General features: G+C 32.3%; 19 protein-coding genes. 1 reads left to right on the top strand and 18 read right to left on the bottom strand.

Features of this window, described 5'->3' with window-relative positions; translation table 11 throughout:
* Positions 1 to 423 precede the first annotated feature (423 nt).
* Positions 424 to 1,038 carry a helix-turn-helix domain-containing protein gene (locus IGI76_RS05760; RefSeq protein WP_270266549.1) on the top strand — a complete coding sequence of 205 codons (615 nt, stop codon included), beginning with the start codon at positions 424 to 426 and terminating at the stop codon, positions 1,036 to 1,038.
* 45 nt (positions 1,039 to 1,083) lie between these two features.
* Here the strand turns inward: IGI76_RS05760 and rfbB (IGI76_RS05755) are convergent, their stop codons facing one another.
* The 18 genes from rfbB (IGI76_RS05755) to IGI76_RS05670 form a co-directional block, all read right to left on the bottom strand.
* Positions 1,084 to 2,028 carry a dTDP-glucose 4,6-dehydratase gene (rfbB, locus tag IGI76_RS05755; RefSeq protein ID WP_438781201.1) on the bottom strand — a complete coding sequence of 315 codons (945 nt, stop codon included), beginning with the start codon at positions 2,026 to 2,028 and terminating at the stop codon, positions 1,084 to 1,086.
* A 151-nt stretch (positions 2,029 to 2,179) separates the two neighbouring features.
* Positions 2,180 to 3,052 (bottom strand): UTP--glucose-1-phosphate uridylyltransferase GalU, encoded by an 873-nt coding sequence (galU, locus tag IGI76_RS05750; protein WP_086338432.1) that lies wholly within the window; start codon positions 3,050 to 3,052, stop codon positions 2,180 to 2,182.
* Between the two features lie 21 nt (positions 3,053 to 3,073).
* Complete coding sequence (locus IGI76_RS05745) at positions 3,074 to 4,240, bottom strand: nucleotide sugar dehydrogenase (RefSeq protein WP_270266547.1); 1,167 nt, start codon at positions 4,238 to 4,240, stop codon at positions 3,074 to 3,076.
* Between the two features lie 52 nt (positions 4,241 to 4,292).
* Positions 4,293 to 5,123: a dTDP-4-dehydrorhamnose reductase gene (gene rfbD, locus IGI76_RS05740; protein WP_270266546.1), complete on the bottom strand. Its 831-nt coding sequence runs from the start codon at positions 5,121 to 5,123 to the stop codon at positions 4,293 to 4,295.
* Between the two features lie 50 nt (positions 5,124 to 5,173).
* Positions 5,174 to 6,202 carry a dTDP-glucose 4,6-dehydratase gene (gene rfbB / locus IGI76_RS05735; protein WP_270266545.1) on the bottom strand — a complete coding sequence of 343 codons (1,029 nt, stop codon included), beginning with the start codon at positions 6,200 to 6,202 and terminating at the stop codon, positions 5,174 to 5,176.
* A 14-nt stretch (positions 6,203 to 6,216) separates the two neighbouring features.
* Positions 6,217 to 6,798, bottom strand: a complete 582-nt coding sequence (gene rfbC, locus IGI76_RS05730; protein ID WP_010747884.1) for a dTDP-4-dehydrorhamnose 3,5-epimerase — start codon at positions 6,796 to 6,798, stop codon at positions 6,217 to 6,219.
* A 2-nt stretch (positions 6,799 to 6,800) separates the two neighbouring features.
* Positions 6,801 to 7,670: a glucose-1-phosphate thymidylyltransferase RfbA gene (gene rfbA, locus IGI76_RS05725; RefSeq protein ID WP_010747883.1), complete on the bottom strand. Its 870-nt coding sequence runs from the start codon at positions 7,668 to 7,670 to the stop codon at positions 6,801 to 6,803.
* Positions 7,671 to 7,701: 31 nt separating this feature from the next.
* Entirely contained in the window at positions 7,702 to 8,643 is a 942-nt protein-coding gene (locus tag IGI76_RS05720) for a glycosyltransferase domain-containing protein (RefSeq protein WP_270266544.1), read from the bottom strand.
* A 36-nt stretch (positions 8,644 to 8,679) separates the two neighbouring features.
* Entirely contained in the window at positions 8,680 to 9,909 is a 1,230-nt protein-coding gene (locus tag IGI76_RS05715) for a hypothetical protein (protein ID WP_270266543.1), read from the bottom strand.
* Positions 9,910 to 9,933: 24 nt separating this feature from the next.
* On the bottom strand, positions 9,934 to 10,833 hold the full coding sequence (locus IGI76_RS05710; RefSeq protein WP_270266542.1) for a glycosyltransferase family 2 protein: 900 nt from the start codon (positions 10,831 to 10,833) through the stop codon (positions 9,934 to 9,936).
* Between the two features lie 75 nt (positions 10,834 to 10,908).
* Positions 10,909 to 12,039 carry a glycosyltransferase family 4 protein gene (locus IGI76_RS05705; protein ID WP_270266541.1) on the bottom strand — a complete coding sequence of 377 codons (1,131 nt, stop codon included), beginning with the start codon at positions 12,037 to 12,039 and terminating at the stop codon, positions 10,909 to 10,911.
* A gap of 51 nt (positions 12,040 to 12,090) precedes the next feature.
* Positions 12,091 to 12,687 (bottom strand): acyltransferase, encoded by a 597-nt coding sequence (locus IGI76_RS05700; RefSeq protein ID WP_438781195.1) that lies wholly within the window; start codon positions 12,685 to 12,687, stop codon positions 12,091 to 12,093.
* Positions 12,688 to 12,765: 78 nt separating this feature from the next.
* A complete protein-coding gene (locus tag IGI76_RS05695) occupies positions 12,766 to 13,926 on the bottom strand; it encodes a glycosyltransferase family 4 protein (protein ID WP_010747877.1) in 1,161 nt (386 codons plus the stop codon).
* Between the two features lie 32 nt (positions 13,927 to 13,958).
* Entirely contained in the window at positions 13,959 to 14,885 is a 927-nt protein-coding gene (locus tag IGI76_RS05690) for an NAD-dependent epimerase/dehydratase family protein (RefSeq protein ID WP_010747876.1), read from the bottom strand.
* A gap of 24 nt (positions 14,886 to 14,909) precedes the next feature.
* Positions 14,910 to 16,154, bottom strand: a complete 1,245-nt coding sequence (gene cps2T / locus IGI76_RS05685) for a beta 1-4 rhamnosyltransferase Cps2T (protein WP_010747875.1) — start codon at positions 16,152 to 16,154, stop codon at positions 14,910 to 14,912.
* A 43-nt stretch (positions 16,155 to 16,197) separates the two neighbouring features.
* A complete protein-coding gene (locus tag IGI76_RS05680; RefSeq protein ID WP_010747874.1) occupies positions 16,198 to 17,247 on the bottom strand; it encodes a GDP-mannose 4,6-dehydratase in 1,050 nt (349 codons plus the stop codon).
* Positions 17,248 to 17,268: 21 nt separating this feature from the next.
* A complete protein-coding gene (locus IGI76_RS05675) occupies positions 17,269 to 17,748 on the bottom strand; it encodes a hypothetical protein (RefSeq protein ID WP_010747873.1) in 480 nt (159 codons plus the stop codon).
* Positions 17,749 to 17,825: 77 nt separating this feature from the next.
* Positions 17,826 to 19,235 carry a lipopolysaccharide biosynthesis protein gene (locus IGI76_RS05670; RefSeq protein WP_010747872.1) on the bottom strand — a complete coding sequence of 470 codons (1,410 nt, stop codon included), beginning with the start codon at positions 19,233 to 19,235 and terminating at the stop codon, positions 17,826 to 17,828.
* Positions 19,236 to 19,260 lie beyond the last annotated feature (25 nt).

Here is a 19,260-nt window from a genome sequence, read left to right as displayed (position 1 = left end):
TCTTCAGAATTTTATAATTCAAGCACCCTTACCTTCAAGCAAATCCAGTGCAAATCAGCGCAAATCTTCTTTGCATCCTTGTTTTATCAACGATTTCATTTTCAAAAAAGGAAACTATTTTTTACTTGATCGTGGCTTTCTTTTTTGAATGATTCGAGTAAGACTGTCTTCTACTCTGAATATGTGCTATCTTTGAACATTTATCAGTTCATATATGACAATTGTTACTTATTACAGGTGAAGGATTCACTGAAAAAAATCGAGTAATTCCAAAAATTTTTTTAGAAACATCTGAAGGAATCTCATTTTAATTTAATCTTATAGGAACAAAGAAAATGACTTGTGCATTTTTTCGTTAAATCGAGCTTTACAATTGTTTCTTTGAACCGCTTTATGATAGGATAGGTCAGAAGGAGCATTGAAATGACTATAGCTAAAAAAATAAAAGAGAGTCGCTTGAAATTAGGACTCACCCAACAAGAAGTTTCCGAAAAATTATTTGTTACTAGACAAACGATCTCAAATTGGGAAAACAATCGAAGTACCCCAGACATCGATACATTGATCAAATTAAGTGATCTCTACCAAATCGATTTAGAGTCACTGCTAAAACCAGAACAATTAGCAGACGAACCAGAAATAAAGAGTGACGAAAAGAAACCAACCTTTCGCCTTCCTCTATACTTGCTCAATTTAACTGCAGTCGTCGCTTGCGTTTTCACCGACTTCTTAACACCTACAGGAACAATAACCTTATGGACAGCTGTTGCACATTTTTTGTTACTAGTTAACTTTGTCCTTTTATTCGGCTTTTTCCTCACAAAAAAAAAACCCCTCCCTGCAAAAACAATTGTCTTTGCATTAGGAAAAGGTCTGCTGATCTTAGCCATTATATTAGTTTTTACTCTTTGGTCGAATAAAGGAGCTTCCGCTGATGCGTTACATCTGATTGGCCATAATTATGGTCATTTTGTCTATTTGACGTTTAAAGCAATAGGAGTGATTTATTTGTTTGATTGGCGGAAGTTTGAGATGTAAGCCATGAAGGATTATCCAATGAAAGTCATGATATTATATGCTATTTCAACTTTCCAACCGTTTGGTTTCAGAGTACCACTTTACAGTTTTGATCAACCCTTCTTCTAGTTTTGTTTTTGGTTTCCAGCCAAGTGATTCTATCTTTGATGTTTCCATGGCATAACGATAATCATGACCTAATCGATCTTCAACAAATTCAATCATGCGTTCATCATATGAGCATAAGTGACATAACTTCTTTACTAAAGTAAGATTATCAATTTCTTCATGGGCGCTAACATTATAAATTTCACCCGTTTTTCCGCATTCTAATATGATGAAGATTGCCCTGCAAAAGTCTTCAACATATAGCCAGTCACGTTTATTCAAACCATTGTCATATACCGGCAATGGTTTATTATTGCTTATTTGATGTAACATCAACGGGATCAATTTTTCTTTGTATTGATTTGGACCGTAATTATTTGCTGCTCTAACAATATTGACATTCAAGTCGTAGGTTTTATGATAGGACATAACAAGATGATCTGCAGCAGCCTTCGATGCAGAATATGGCGAACTAGGATTCAAAAATGTATTCTCATCAGCATATCCTTCTGTTAAACTACCATAAACTTCATCCGTCGATATCTGTAAACATCTAATTTTGGATAATCTAGCACATTCTAACAAACTGGCAGTGCCAACTATATTGGTTTGAATAAAGTCTTCCGCATTTTTTATTGAATTATCTACATGAGACTCTGCGGCAAAATTTATTATACAATCAATTTTAAATTTTTGGATGGTCATCATAACCAACGTACTATCTTTAATATTTCCCTGAATAAAATGGTAATTAGGTAATTGTTGGATTTCTTTTAAAAATTCCAGATTTGCAGCATATGTCAATAAGTCTAAATTAACGATCGTACTCTCCGTTTTTTCCATTACAAATCTGATAAAATTACTCCCAATAAATCCAGCACCACCTGTAATTAATACGTTCATGTTTGTAGCCTCCTTTCTCTATAATCAATGCTGCCTGAGAAATATTCATTCAGAAACAGAATATCATATTACAATAGATAACATTTTTATAAGCAATCTTCAATATTATTATAAATAAAAAGCAATCAGTTTCATCTGATTGCTTTTTATTTTATATTCGCTCAGCTAACTCTTTGATATAACTCCGAAGTTCATCTTTGATTTCAGGATGTTTTAATCCGTATTCAATGTTTGCTTCCACCATTCCTAGCTTGTCACCAACATCATAGCGTTTGCCTTTAAATTCATGAGCAAATACCCGTTGGATCTTGTTTAGTGAATCGATCGCATCAGTAAGTTGAATTTCATTTCCTGCTCCTGGTTCTTGATCCTCTAGTATTCCAAAGATTTCTGGCCGCAAAAGGTAGCGACCAATAATTGCTAAATCACTCGGAGCATCTGCAGGTGATGGTTTTTCGATAAATTCGCTCACGCTATATAAATCTTTTGCGGCTTCTTCACTGGGATTAATGATGCCATATTTTGACGTGTCTTCATGAGGAACTTTCATGACCGCAAGAGTGGATGCGTTCGTTTTCTCGTAATTGTTGATCAGCTGCTTTGTTAATGGAACATCATCTTCCATAATATCATCTCCCAGCATGACGATAAATGGTTCATCGCCTACAAAAGCTTTTGCTTGGAGAACCGCATGTCCTAAACCTAAAGGACGTTTTTGACGAATAAAATGCAAATTGATTCCTGTCGTCTCTTCAACAAGTGCCAAAAGCTCTTTTTTTCCTTTTGATGATAGGTTTGATTCCAATTCAAAGTTTGAATCGAAATGATCTTCAATTGGACGTTTCGCTTTTCCTGTGACAACTAAAATATCTTCAATTCCTGAAGCAATTGCTTCTTCAACAATGAATTGAATCGTTGGCTTATCAACGATTGGTAACATTTCTTTTGCGATTGCTTTTGTTGCTGGTAAAAATCTGGTCCCTAACCCTGCTGCAGGAATAACAGCTTTACGAACTTTTTTCATTTTTGCCCCTCCAAAAGAATATTAGTTATCTCCAAAAATATCTCTCGTATATACCTTTTCTTTAACATCTTCGAGAATACTTTCAAAACGATTACTTACAATGATATCCGAAATGTCTTTAAATTCTTCAAAATCCTTAATCACTTTAGAATTAAAGAACGTTTCCTCGTTAAGGGATGGTTCATACACCACCACCTCGATTCCTTTTGCTTTAATACGCTTCATAATACCTTGAATCGATGAATATCTAAAATTATCAGAATTAGCTTTCATTGTTAAGCGATAAATCCCTACAGTTTTGGGGTTTTTAGCCAGAATCTGATTAGCTATAAAATCTTTTCTAGTTGTATTGGCATCGACAATTGCGCCAATAATATTACTTGGCACATCTTCATAATTTGCACGCAACTGCTTCGTATCTTTAGGTAAGCAATAACCACCGTAACCAAACGAAGGATTGTTGTAATGAGTACCTATCCTTGGGTCTAAACCTACCCCTTCGATAATTTGTCGACTATCTAAACCACGAGATTCAGCGTACGTATCTAATTCATTGAAATAAGCAACTCGCAAAGCTAGGTACGTATTTGAAAAGAGCTTAATTGCCTCCGCCTCAGTAGAGTTTGTTAGCAAAACAGTTACATCCTCATCCCACGCATTCTCTTTGAACAAACTGGCTACTTCTGCTCCCCGATCAGAAACTTCTCCTACAACGATACGAGAAGGATGCAAGTTATCATAAAGAGCTTTGCCTTCTCGAAGGAATTCTGGAGAGAAAATAATATTTTCAGTTTTAAATTTTTCTTTGACATCAAGGGTATATCCAACAGGAACAGTGGATTTTATGATAAACGTTGCATCAGGACGAATCTCCAAAGCTTTTTCTATAACATCTTCAACTGTAGATGTATTAAAATAATTCTTAACTTCGTCATAATCAGTTGGTGTTGCAATAATTAGATAGTCTGCAAAGTTTACAGCATCTTCAAAATCATTCGTAAATTCGAGATTTAAGTCATCACGTTTTAAAAATTCGTGTATCTCTTTATCTTCTAATGGTGATTTGGATTGACTTAAAAGATCAATTTTTTCTTTTACAATATCATATGCTTTAACCTGTTCATTTTGGGACAATAATAAAGCATTTGCTAGACCAACATAGCCTAGACCAAAAACAGAAATATTCATTTTCATTCCACCAATACATAAAATTTGGACTAATAGATTCAAAGCTATTAGTTTACTTTAGCATTTCTTTTAAAGCCTCTTGCCATGTTGGGATTTCAAATCCCAACTCTTTTGCTTTTGAAAGATTCATCACCGAATATTGTGGTCGCTTCGCCTTTTGTGGGAACTCGGAAGAAGGAATCGGCTTGACAACTACATCTGAATTTTTTAGTATTTCGCACGCAAATTCATGCCATGAGCAGCTGTTATCATTCGAAAGATGATAAATTCCAGTCGGTGCTTGCTTTTCGATAACATAAAGCATAAATTCTGCTAATGTTCGTGTCCAAGTTGGGCGCCCATATTGATCATTTACTACTGTTAAAGTCTTATGTTCCTTAGCTAATCGCTGCATGGTATAGACAAAATTGTGTCCGTACCGTCCAAAGACCCAAGAAGTACGAATAATATAGTAATCATCCAATATTTCTTGAACTGCTTGTTCCCCTAATAATTTGGTTCTTCCGTATTCATTTTGGGGATTTACTTGATCATCGACTTGGTATTCACCAACTTGCTTTTCTCCATCAAAAACATAGTCAGTACTGATATAAACAAGTTTTGCACCTATAGCTTTTGCAGCGAGGGCCACATTTCTTGTGCCAGTGACATTGATTAACTCATCTAATTCTTTGCCTTCTTCTTCTGCCTTATCAACTGCGGTATACGCAGCACAATGAAAGATAACTGATGGGCGGATTTCTTTTACTTTCTCCATCGTGACCGTTTCATCTGTGATATCCATCTCTTTTGCATCTGTAGACACGAAGTCAATTCCTTTTTCATCAAATAGATGACGTAATTCACTGCCTAATTGGCCATTTCCTCCTGTGATTAAGTACATAAATGATCGCTTCCTTTCAAAAAAGCAGGATCTCTCCTGCTTTTGATTCCTTATTGTCCTTGTTCTGCGTAACTTTTCTCTACTTGTGCTTTTTCATCTTGCCACCAAGAAGGATTGTTTCGATACCAGTCGATCGTATCAGCTAGACCTTCTTCAAAATCCGTGAAAATCGGCAGCCAACCCAATTCTTTTTTTAATTTTGAGGCATCAATGGCATACCGCAAGTCATGACCGGGGCGATCAGTCACATGATCATAAGCATCTTTTGGCTCTCCCATCAATGTTAAAATCGTTTCAATGACTGATTTGTTGTCTGCTTCTCCATCAGCACCAATCAAGTAAGTCTCGCCAATTCGACCTTTTGTTAAAATTGTCCATACCGCTGAAGAATGATCATTTGTATGGATCCAATCGCGAACATTTTTTCCTTCACCATATAATTTTGGTCGAATGCCACTCAGTATATTCGTAATTTGTCGTGGAATAAATTTTTCAATATGTTGGTACGGACCATAATTATTGGAACAGTTAGAAAGTGTTGCCCGCAAACCAAACGAACGAACCCAAGCTTTGACTAATAAATCAGAGCCAGCCTTTGTGGAAGAATAGGGACTAGATGGGTTATAGGGTGTTTGGTCGGTAAACTTCTCCCCTGGTCCTTCCCCATGCCCTGGAAGATCTTTTCGTAACGGCAGATCTCCGTACACTTCATCGGTTGATACGTGGTGATAACGCACATCGTATTTTCGACAAGCTTCAATCAATGTATAGGTACCAATAAGATTTGTCTGAACAAAAGGAAATGGATCTTTCAATGAGTTATCGTTATGAGACTCAGCCGCATAATGAACCACAGCATCTGCCTGTTTAACTAGTTCATCGACTAATGAAGCATCGGCGATATCACCTACCACTAGTTCAACACGATCTTCCGGTAGTCCCTCTAAATTTTCTTTGTTTCCCGCATATGTCAATTTATCCAAAACAGTAACATGAACATGCGGTTGATATTTTACAACATAATGAACAAAATTTGATCCGATAAAACCAGCTCCGCCGGTCACGATGATTCTTTTCATTCAATGAACACTCCTTAAATTTTTCCGTAAACAAATGGATTTTCAGCTTCAAACTCTTTTAACGTTGGATGGTGTTTATCCTTCTCAGAAAGAATTGCTTGTTCTTTGGCAATCGACCAATCAATTGCTAAATCTGGATCGTCAAACGCAATTCCTGCATCTGCATCTGCATTATAATAATTATCACATTTATAGAAAAAGTTAACGTTTGGGGTCAATGTAACAAATCCATGAGCAAACCCTTTCGGTACCAATAATTGACGATGGTTGATTTCAGATAAAATGAAGCCTTCCCATTTACCATAAGTGGAGCTTCCTTTTCGGATATCCACAATTACATCCAGCACAGCTCCTGTAATAACACGAATCAATTTCGTTTGAGCAGCTTCTCCTTTTTGAAAGTGTAACCCCCGTAATACTCCTGCTTCTACTGACAATGAATGATTATCTTGGACAAACTTATATTCTAAGCCTGCAGCGTTGAAGTCTTCTTGCGAATAACTTTCAGTAAAATAGCCTCGGTGATCACCAAAGACTTCTGGTTCAATAATTACAACATCTTTTAAATTTGTTTTTGTGATACGTAGTTTTCCCATGCTTATCCCTCACTTGCTAGGCGCAATAAATATTGACCATATTGATTTTTCTTTAATGGTTGCGCTAACTCAATCAAAGCTTCACAACTAATATAACCCATGCGATAAGCAATCTCTTCCAAACAGGCGACTTTTAAATTTTGACGTTTTTCAATTGTTTCAATGAAAGTCGATGCCTCTAATAAAGATTCATGGGTTCCAGTATCCAACCATGCGAAGCCTCTCCCCATTACCTCAACAGAAAGTTTCCCTAATTCAAGGTATCTCTGATTGACATCCGTGATCTCTAACTCACCACGCTCAGAAGGTTTAATCTGTTTTGCAATCTCAACCACCTCATTGTCATAAAAATACAGCCCTGTCACTGCATAATTAGATTTAGGTTTTGCTGGCTTTTCTTCAATTGAAACAGCTTGCATCTGCTCATTAAATTCGACCACACCAAAGCGTTCTGGATCATTGACATGATAACCAAACACCGTTGCACCTATGTCATTTTTCGCAGCACGTTGCAGCATTTTAGATAAGCCGCCACCGTAATAAATATTATCCCCAAGAATCAGACAAACACTATCATTTCCGATAAATTTTTCTCCAATCAAAAATGCTTGTGCTAAACCATCTGGATTTGGTTGTATCGCATATTCCAGACGGATCCCTAATTCCTGTCCGTCCCCAAATAACTCTTTAAATCGCGGTGTATCTTGTGGCGTAGATATAATCATAATCTCTCTGATTCCTGCTAACATCAGTGTGGACAGGGGATAGTAAATCATTGGTTTATCATAGATGGGCATTAATTGTTTAGATGTAGCTTTCGTTAATGGATACAGACGTGTGCCTGATCCTCCTGCTAAAATGATTCCTTTCATAATAACAATCTCCTCAACAAAATAATATTCTTCAATTGTGAAACAATACTCTAACTAATGGATTTTCATATACATTAGTTCCTAAGGTCGTAACTTCATCTACTTTAATAGAACATTTTTTTAAAGCAATCGGTAAATAAAGTTGATCTCTTTTCACATCACCATTGATAAATTCTTCCCACCATTCATTCATAGCTTTCAAACAAAGCGCGTTCGAATGCTGTCTAGCAATTATGTTACATTCTGCGAGACCTATATGCTTAGGTATATTTAAATTTTTCAAATAAGAATAAAATTTTTTTTCTGTTTTCTTATCAATTTTATTAAGCATTTCAGCAGCTTTTGCTTCTGAATATACACAATTTCTATGTCTATGAGCATGGAATGCCATCCCGCTTCTTCCTATTTTATTCACCATTGCAGTAAGATCACCAACAACCAATATATTCGAATCTAAGTAAATAGAATATTTATAATCAGAAAATAAAAGATCCGGTCTCATTTTAAAAAATCTATTCTTTTCAATATTATTAAAATAATGAATCTTAGATTCCAGGAAAGAAATATCAAGTTTATTCCAATGACTATTTGGGGGAATTTCTTGATCAGTTATGATATAGAAATCACAATTATCTGGCTGAAAAACCGGTTCATTTATGCAGTCATAATTCCCAAACAGCACACTATAAACTGCAATTCTTTCAGTGGAAAAATAATTATTTTTTTCTAGGTCATGCTTTTGATCCTTTTTAGAATCAATGGGTAATTTACTTATATTTCTTCTAACTCTTATCCTATTAAGAATATGTTTAAAATTTTTGGCTCTAAAATGCTTTTTAAAATTTTTAATCATAATATTCTTTCTTATAACTTGAGAATTTTCCAATACTAATAGTTCTTTATTTAATTCAACAATAGAATTTAATAGTGCATTAATATTTGATTCATATTTTTTATTATCACTGTTAAACACAATCTCACCAAATTTCTAATTAATAACTAACCTATATTACTTCAACATTTTTCTATTTGTTATCAAAGATAATTTTGCCCCAATTAAAAAGAAAAATATCAAAGCCGTTACTTGATATCCAAAACTTTCATAAACTAGAGACATTATAAAATTACAAATAAAAAGACTACTAATAATTCTAGATAATTTGTTTTCGGACGTTACAAATTCCTTAAGGGAATCAAAGAATAAATAAAAAATGAAAACGAACGCAATTAATCCAAAATCATATCCTAATGAAATAATTTGATTATCAACAACATACCTAAAACCGCTCAACGATATTCCGTTTTTTGCAAGAGCAACAGATGTTGATCCATAACCTGATCCAAACAACCAGTGAACTAAGTTAATGTTTTCAAGTCTGTCAAATAAAAGTGCTTGGATTGCTCTCAATCTATAGTTAGCCTCACCTTTGAATAAATAAAAGAAATGAGAAAAAATAGAATCAATTAGAGAATATACTCTTTGATTTAAACTAGGCATAAAAAGTATGAAACATGTCAGTAAGCAAAGTACAATTATAAAATTTAGCACTCTAAGCTTAGTTAATTTAATCTTATAATTTTGCTTTTTTAACTTATATAAAAAATTCAATGCTAAAAAAATTACTAAGGTTAACCATGCAGATCTTGCTTGACTCCAATAAAGGTTGGCAAGAAAAAGAACCCTTAGAACATTCTTTATATTCCCCTTATTAAAAAATTCATTTACTACAAATCCCAGTACTAGTACATGTCCCCAAACTATGTGCTGAAGAAAGATACTTACAGTCCCTTGATGCAACCCATCTCCCCAATAATTTAGGTAGTTTACAAATGTTATTTCTCCTGAGAAAAACTGAATCGTACCCTCAATACTTGAAAGAAATAATACAAAAAGAAATACACAAGCTAAGGAACTTTTATAGTCATGTTCTCTTGCCAATAATTTCCTTTTAATAAAATAATATCCTATTATTCCTTCAAAGATCCAAACAATAAATTTAAAGAGATCAGATGAATTCTGCTGAATAACTGATAATACAAAAATCGTTAGTATCGCTAAAATTATCACAAATAGTTTTCTGTTTATTTCGTGCATTTCTTTAATATTAAAAAGTAACGTTATAATTACAGTGATAATAAGAGTGAAGTTAAAAATTGAGTATTCACCGAAATTAGTCAAAACACAAGCGATTAGTGACAAACACATCAGTAAATCTAGAATTCTATACTTACTTTTCATTGAAAAATCCTCACTATATCGAAATTATTTATATTCATACACGTTTTCTAACAAAATTCTCCTAGCAGCAACATGATGTGTTAACGTGAACTTTGCTTTACTTAAATTATCACTATTTATTTTTTTCATAGTTGAACTGTCTTCATGCCATACTTGTACTGAAGGGTTATATTGAATATTATAATTTTTTTTCAAACATTTGTGATATAGAAGAATTTCTTCACAATAAAGAAAAGTTGCTGGTGAAAATAGCTCTTCTTCGCTATTCAAAAATTCTTTAGAAAGAATTATGCAGGCACCTTGTATACAACAATTGTGTGAAATTTTTGAGTAATTAATACTCTCTTTTTTTCTTAGATAATCATATACTTTTTTTACTATACTATTTGACTGATAGAATTTGTTTTTTATATCTTGTAATCTTCTTCTTACAACCCATCTTTCCGGGTGATTTAGATAATGTTCATACATTGATAATTCTTTTTTTAAACTTTCCAAAGAAGGAAAAGAAAGCATCATAGGGCTTTGGTGTACATTATTTGCTCGAACATAAATATCAGGTCCAAGAACATGAAATTTATATTGCTCATAAATTTTTTTTATACGAACATCTAAATCATTTTGGGGAAATAATACATCATTGTTTGTAACTATCAAGAAATCAGCATCCAAATTATCTCTTACATATTTATATCCTAAGTTATTTCCATTGGAAAATCCCAAGTTATACTTCGACTTTATTAAATGAATATTTTTTTTATCGTCATAAAGTGTTTCCATCTTCTTATAAGAATCATCAGTAGAACCGTTATCAACTATAACAGCTTCCCAATTTAATACTTTTGTTTGTGTGATTGAATCAATACACTTTTGTGTCTCTTCCATATTATTATAATTGAGTATTAAAAAAACTATTCTCACCATACCTTTTCTCCTATTTATATATTTTAAAAAATTCATAGAACGATCGATTACATGAGCAAACAATACAAGATCGTTCTAATCAACATCAAATTGGGATATCATTTTACCTACTATATGATTCCAAAGAAAATTTTCTTTTATCCGATTTGTAGCAGATTCTCCTATTTTTTTACTTAATTTTTGGTTGGAGAGCACTAAATGAATCAACTTAACCCACTCGTTTTCATCAAATGAATCAACAATGTAACCATTTTTCCCATTTTCTATTAATGTTTTTGCTCCCGCACTAGGGCTAGCTATTGTTGGTAGTCCAAAGTACATTGCCTCTAACAACACCATACCAAAAATTTCTTGTCGTGAAGGTAATAAAAATAGTTCCGCTCTCTTATAAAGGTATCTTAGCTGCGAATTACTCATACTAGAAATATTAAAAACAGAGCCTAGAGATTGTTTCTCAATTAATTTCATACATGTTTGTAAATATCCAGCTTCATCTGAACCTATCAAATAAAGTTGTAGATCATCGTTGTTTGGATCTAATTTCAATATATTAAATACCTTAATGATTAATTCTACGTTTTTCCTTTTACTTATTCTTCCAACATAAAGAAGTACTCGATTGTTAGCCATAGTTTGTAATATAATTTCAGTTTGGATATTTATTGTTACATCATCAGAAAAAGCACTTATATCTAATCCAACTCCGACTACACTTGTTTTTTTTAACCCTTTATCATTCAAAAAGTCTTGAGACATTTTAGTTTTGCAAAAAATATGTTTAACTTTTCTATTTAATAAATTCAAGAATAATTTATCATATATTTTTTCAGTTATTGGAATTTTAAATAAATTATAGTAAGGTCCGTTGTATAAATAAACATTTGGATGTATATTACTAATAATGACAGACATTATTTGACTATATTCAGAAATAATAATAGCATCATATTCCATTAAAAAATCTTTTTTTATTATTTGCGGATAAATTCCACTTCGTAATAATCGTATACCTTTTCTCCAAAAAATGTTTATCATATTTCCATTATGTTCAATTATTTGATCAAAATTTTTGTTTTGGTGATAGAATAGAACATCGCAAACTACTCCCACTTCTGCAAAAGCACTAGCAAGACCAATCTCTTGGATATTATACTTATCTAAATCTATTTGATAAGGACCACTCCGTATATATAGGACTTTTTTCATTTCTTCTCCTTAAATTCAAGTGATTTAGAACTTGATTCTTTTATATTAATATTAGTTAAGAACTCTACTACGGATTTGCTTATTCTTTTTATCTATTACTAGACTTCTTTGAGGAATACTTTTTGTAATAACAGCACCCGCAGCAATCACTGAACCTTTTCCGATAGTAACTCCATCGAGAATAATAACATTACTCCCAATCCAACAATCATCTTCAATTGTGATACCTTCATTGCGAACCCCTTGGCTTTTTATTGTACTATTATTATCCGAAAAAACATGATTCTCTGCAAATAAACTACACTTGGGTCCAAGCATTACATTTTCTCCGATAGTAATTTTTCCAGAACAACCAATATATCCATGAGGACCAATAGAACTATTTTTTCCGATATAAACACCTCGCCCTAAATCTTTTCCATAATAACTAGAGGGGCGAATCATAGTACCTCTGCTGATTGTAACATTATCCTCCAAAATTATACCATCTCTAGAAAGCCCATGTACCTCAACATAGTCTTCCAGTTTAACATTTTTCCCCATAAATATGTTCTTTGCATGAGAAATTCGTACATTTTTTCCTATAAATACAAAACCACTAACTTTCCCCAAAAAAACACTTTTTAGAATACCACGAAAAAGTTTCATAGAGATATTTTTTATTATGATTACTTTATCATAATATCTAATTTGTTTGTGAAACCACATTTAATCCTCACATCCCATTTATTTACGAACTAACTTGTTATATTCTCGTGAATAATTATCAATATATGCTTCCAAAGAAAATTTTTCTAATAGTCTCTCTCTTGAATTCTTTCCCATATTATTTCGTAATTTATCATTTATTAGTAAGATTTCAATCTTTTCTGCAAGATCATTAATATCACCAACTTCAGCCAATAAACCATTTGAATGATCATTTACCATTTCGCAAACTCCACCATGTCTATATCCCACGATTGGCTTTCCTGATGCCATAGATTCTAAAACAACTGTAGGAAGTGGATCAGGGTTAGTACTAGGCAAAACAAAAATATCAAATAAATTGTAAAAAGCTTCACTGTCAGTTCTATAACCCTTATTGATAATTCTTTCTTTAAACTTTGATTTTTTTATATCGCTTGCTAATTTATCTTCTCTCCACTCTTCTCCTTCAAATGCTGAACCGATAAAAACAGTGTAAACATTTGGATATTTTTCCATAACTATATTAGCAGCTTTAAGAAAATCTCCCTGTCCTTTCCAGCTATTCACTCTACCTGTCATACCGATTATTGTTGATTCTTTGGGTATACCAAACTCTTCATACAGATAATCGTAATTCTTTTGAGGTTTAAATCTGGTACTATCTACGCCATTATAAATAACTTTTATATCATTATCTTTAAAATATCCAGACGATAACAAGTGTCTTTTTACTGCCATAGAATCAGTAATAGTAATACTTGAAAACTTAGAAATACACTTACTTGTCATTTTAAACATGAAATTGGGTGTAACAATAATCTCGTGTATACTCCATAATAAAGGCACTTTTAATTTTCTGCTCACATAACACCCTTCCATAGTAGCAGCTGTATTTGCATGAACAATATCTACATTATTTTGTTTCGCCTTATTTGTTATAATTTTTGAATACTTCAAAAAATCTGCGCAATATTTTAATACACCTACAGGATTAAAATATTTCCTCCTCATAATCGGATATGGAACAACTTCTACATGAATATTTTCCTTCTCTAACGCCTCTAATAAAACACCTTGCGAAGGCAAAATTACATAAGGTTTAAATTTTTTTTTATCTAAGTGCTTCAACAGATCCAATAGAACTTTATCCGCTCCATACATCTCTGCCCCGGCATGCAAAAAAAGTATATTAATCATTTATTTCTCCTCTAGATTAAGACCATTAATTTTTAAATTCCATAATATTCACTCATAAAATCAGATGTTTTTAAAACTCCTTCATTAAGAGTTAATCCTTTTAATAATCCAAAATTGCGTTCATATCTCGTCATATCTAAAAAATTAATTGGCACATCAACTTTTCTGCCTGGAATATATGAAACATTCAAAGATTTATTTAAACATGATTCAATTGTTTTTATAACTTGATTAATACTTGTTCCATATCCACTTCCGAGATTATATAGTTTATCTTTATGTTCTCCAAAAGTAATTTTTATCATAGCAGTAATAGCATCTTCTATATAGATAAAGTCTCTAATGATAGAACCGTCACCATAGACAACTATTTCCTCATCTTTAAGAGCCTTATATACAAATGTTGTAACTACTCCTAATAAGCCATTGGGCCTTTGATAAGGGCCATAAGGATTAGCCATTCTAATTATTCTGTAATCTAGACCGTACATTTCATAGTAGAGATACAACAATTTTTCAATTGTTAATTTTTGTACACCATAAGATGTGATAGGGTTAGTTTCCATAGTTTCAGATAGCGGACAATTTGATGATTTACCATACACTGTTCCCCCGGAAGAAATAAAAACAATTTTTTTAGTTCCAGTTTTAACGCATGCATCTAATAATTTTGCAGTCATTAAAACGTTGGCATCTAATTCTTCAAGAATATGTTGGTTTGATGTAGTTGGAACTGTAGTACTAACTAGATGATAGATTATTTCATGATCATTAATTAATTTTTCAAAATCAGTATTTGAGTTTAATTGCGACTCTTTAAAAATAACATTCCCTTTTTTCAAATGAAAAAACTCTTTCTTTGCATCCACCACAGTTATTCTATCTCTTGAATTTCGAGCAAGACTTTCAGCTAGATTGGTACCTAAAAATCCTGCTCCGCCTAATAATAGTATATTCATTCATTAATCCCCTACAAAGTTGGTTTAAGTATTTGTTAATTTTGTGAAAACTTTTTCATATTGATCACTAATTATTTCCCAAGTATAAAAATTTGATACTCTATTTTTTGCTTTGCGTCCCAAATCAATGATTTCTTCATCACCTAATCTCTCTACTTCATTTATTAGTTCTGATAAAGATCCTTCTTCTTTTTTCCAGTATAATGCACAATCTTCTGCAACTTCCCTATTAAATCCAACTTCAACAAGCAAATTTAGATTGGTACTGCCTAATGCTTCTATAAGTGAGGGATTTGTCCCACCAACAGTATGTCCATGGAGGTAAGCAAAAGCATTCTCTCGAATTTTTTTTAATAATTGTTGATCATAAAGAGTTCCAACAAATTGAATTCTTTTATCATTCTTAAAATGAAGTTTTTGTTCTAATTGATTTAGAAATTTCTCATTTGCAGTAGTAATAATAGCAAGCTTCTTATTTGAATTTGAAATCATAAACTCTCTAATCATCTCTTCAAAAGAATTCTCTGGTACAAATCTTCCAACCACAAGATAATAATCTTTAACAGTTAAATTTTTTTCTTTATACCAATTAATTAACTTAAAATCATTTGAATCCAATTTACTTAGCGACAAGTCAGCCCCGTAAGCTATATAAGTTGTCTTCGGATTCGCTTTTTTTATCCCTTTTCCATCATAATTCTCATGTATATATTTTTCGATATTAATGGAATCACAAATAACCAGGTCAGAAAACTTAACCATTCTTTTTTCCGAAAACTTCCAATACCTACGTATTGGAAGAGACCATTTTTCACGCATCCACTCATGACCATCTGGATTCAAGAAAAGTTGACCACCAAGTTCATGGATTTTTTTATAAAAATAGCCAATAAAAGGTCCCACTCGACAAGCTAAAATGTACACAATAGGTTTTTCGATGTTGTGCTTATCAATATATTGACAGCAATTTGATAAAGCTTTCAAGTCATAATATATTGCTTGAGCGGACCCAATATTAGGTATTTTTATTTTGAAACATCTTGCGTTGTGATATAGAAATTCTGATGAAGAGATCTTTGTGACCCCATTAAGTTTGCTTTCGTCCATACTTCCGTCACCATTACCTTTACAATAAACAAAATAGTTAATTTTGCTATTATTTTGATGATATTCAGTTAACTTATCAACAAACGTTTCGTATCCCCCATATGCACCTAAACTTTTTGCACCAATAATAAAAACATTTTGTGCACCCTGATCATGTTTCATAATAAAACTCCTAATCTATATGATTTTTTCCAAATGCAAAAGTTTAATTATTTAGGCTTTCCTGATAATACGAGAAATACCATTCGGCAAATTTTTTCAAACCTTCTCTTAAACTTGTCTGAGGTCGATAATCAAAGTTACTCTCAAAGTCTGACATATCAGCATAAGTAACTGCTACATCACCAGGTTGCATAGGCACAAGATCCATATAGTTATTTAATTCAAAATCTTTATCTATAACTCCTGCCAAAATCAGTTCCTCTGATAAAATGTTTACAAAATCCATTAGATTTACAGGTTCATGATTTCCTATGTTATATAGTGAATAAGGAGGTATTGGTAACCCATCTTTGCCTAAATTTTTCTTGGGAGGGGCTGAGATTACACGAAATACTCCTTCAATAATATCGTCTATATAGGTAAAGTCTCTCTGACAATCCCCATAGTTAAAAATTTTAATTCTATTCTTATTGATAAGATTATTTGTAAAATTGAAATATGCCATATCAGGTCTACCAGCTGGACCATAAACAGTAAAAAATCTTAGACCAGTTACTGGAATATTATAAAGTTTTGAGTATGAATGTGCCATTAACTCATTAGACTTTTTTGTAGCCGCATAAAGACTGACTGGACTATCTGCTTTATCCTTTACGCTATAGGGTACTTTATTGTTCAACCCGTAAACACTTGAGGAACTAGCAAATATTAAATGCTTAATGTTTTCTGCATATTCCCTACAACTTTCTAAAATATTTTGAAAACCAAGTATATTCGATTCGATATAAACATTTGGGTTAGTTATTGAATAGCGAACACCTGCTTGAGCAGCGAGATTAACAACCACAGTTGGTTTCCATTTCTCGAAAGCATAGCTTACAATTTCTTTATCTGCTATATTTCCTTTTACAAAAACAAAATTATTGTATTTTTTCAAGTTAGCTAATCGATATTCTTTTAGCGACACGTCATAATAATCGTTCAAATTATCTATACCAACTATAATACAATCCTCATATTCTTTTAAAAGGCGTTCAACAAGATTTGAACCAATAAATCCAGCGGCTCCCGTAATTAAAATCGATTTTCTCATATAATTCTTCCTCTACTAATTTTAAATTTCCAAAATTGATCGTGCAGGATTTCCAGCATAAATCATTTTATCTGGAACATCTTTATTTACAAATGAATTTGCTCCTATAACAGAATATTCCCCGATACAAATTCCACCTGCAACTACAGAATTCGTATAGATAGTGGCCTTTTTTTTTATATAGGGATAATAATTATTTAGCTCATCTTCGTGAATAACTATAGTGCCATTTGAAGCACCGATAGTCACACCTTGGTAGATAACTACTTCATCTTCAATTACTACTCCTCTTCCTATAACAATATTTTGAGGATGAGGAAACTTCACAGAAGGAGATATTATAGCACCTGAAGAAATAGAAATTGACCACTTTTTTAGTCTTCTGATACAAATACTTTTCACTAAAACATTTTTTGTAGACCCATATAGCCAAATTAATCTTCTGGGATTTATAAAAGGTATCAGTAATATAAAAAGAAAATATTTTATATGGTATTTCATTATTTACCTCTCCTTGGATAGTTTTAAAATCCATTCACTTCTATTTTTAACGTGAACTAGATAACATTTATATAAAACTACCTATTTAATTTGTTTCTAATTTGATTAATTTCATATTTGATCCAGTTTTTATAAAGAAAACATACACTCGAAGAAGAAATAAAAAAGACAATGAACTGAATCCAGAGATTTCTCGTAAGTACAATTAAAGATACTAACAAAAACAGTAACGAATTAATAATCATTTTTTTCCAGTCAATTTCATATCTATTAATGGATCTGCCATAAAAATATCTTGTAAAGAACAAAACACTAGATCCCAAAATTTGACTGATAATAATACCCCACAGTCCAAAAAGATGTCCTAAAGCGACTGCACCCAGTATATTTACAAATCCAGAAAGTAATGTTGTCAGGAAAATTCTTGAGGTTTTATTGAATACAGAAAAAACATTACCTATAAGAGTTGAGGCGTTATTCATTAAAGTTGAGTACATAAGAATAGGTACCAAGACAAGAGATTTAGAAAAATCATTGTTGGTTACCGTATGAAAATATATGCCTATTAATGGGAGAAATATAAACGCAGCTCGAAAAAAAATATTGGTGACATCTACAATATTTTTCTCAAAACGTTTTGTCCAGTTTTCTGCCCCCGCAGTTTCTACAGCATCTTCTATCATTGTCATATTTACGATAGATGAAATTTGCAAAATAATGGTTGAAAATTTCATCGCAAAAGCGTAGATACCATTCTCTGTAGACCCGATCGTTGTGTTAATATAAAATCTAGAAAAACTTGATGTAAACCAACCAAATACTAAATTCAAAATTAGAGGCATAGAATAAGTTAGTAATATGATAGCTTGTTTTCTAGAAAAATTCCGGAAAGATATATAATTATATAGTTTAGATCCCAAAAATAAACTTAGGGCATTGCAAATATTTGCAGCTATTGTGGATAATAACATTCCCATTAAACCAAAATCTTTCCAAATCACAAATACCAGTATTCCCAATAAATTTATAAAGGAAGAAATAACGCCAGAGAATGCAAACACTGCTGTATTTCTAGTAGCTCTTGTCATATAACCTAATAGTGTAATAATTGGCATGAAAATAATCATTAATACATACAGAAAGCTTATAATATTAGTGCCGTATATATTAAAATACATCCCTAGCATTATTATAAAAGCGATACTTAAAGTTCCACAAGAAATAAAAGCTGCTGTAGAAATAATTTGATTTAATTCTTTTTTCTCTGCTTTTAGTCCAAATCTAAGTACTGCTTCCCAAATAGCAAGAGCAATAACTGGTTGAAGCAATCCAGCAATTGTTTGTTGAAAATCATATTCCCCTAACTGACTCGCACTTAGATATGTTGCATATATTGGTATAATGATAAACCCAAAAATTTTCGACGAAAAATTTCCTGCTAAATAAATAAGTGTTTTTTTTACCAAATTATCAGTCTTATGTTCCAACGAAATGCCTCCATACACTATACTT

Source organism: Enterococcus sp. DIV2449a (genome assembly GCF_051711225.1).
Lineage (GTDB): Bacteria > Bacillota > Bacilli > Lactobacillales > Enterococcaceae > Enterococcus_D > Enterococcus_D casseliflavus.
Note: the sequence above shows the minus strand (reverse complement) of the source record. Positions and strands in the feature narration are given on the sequence as shown.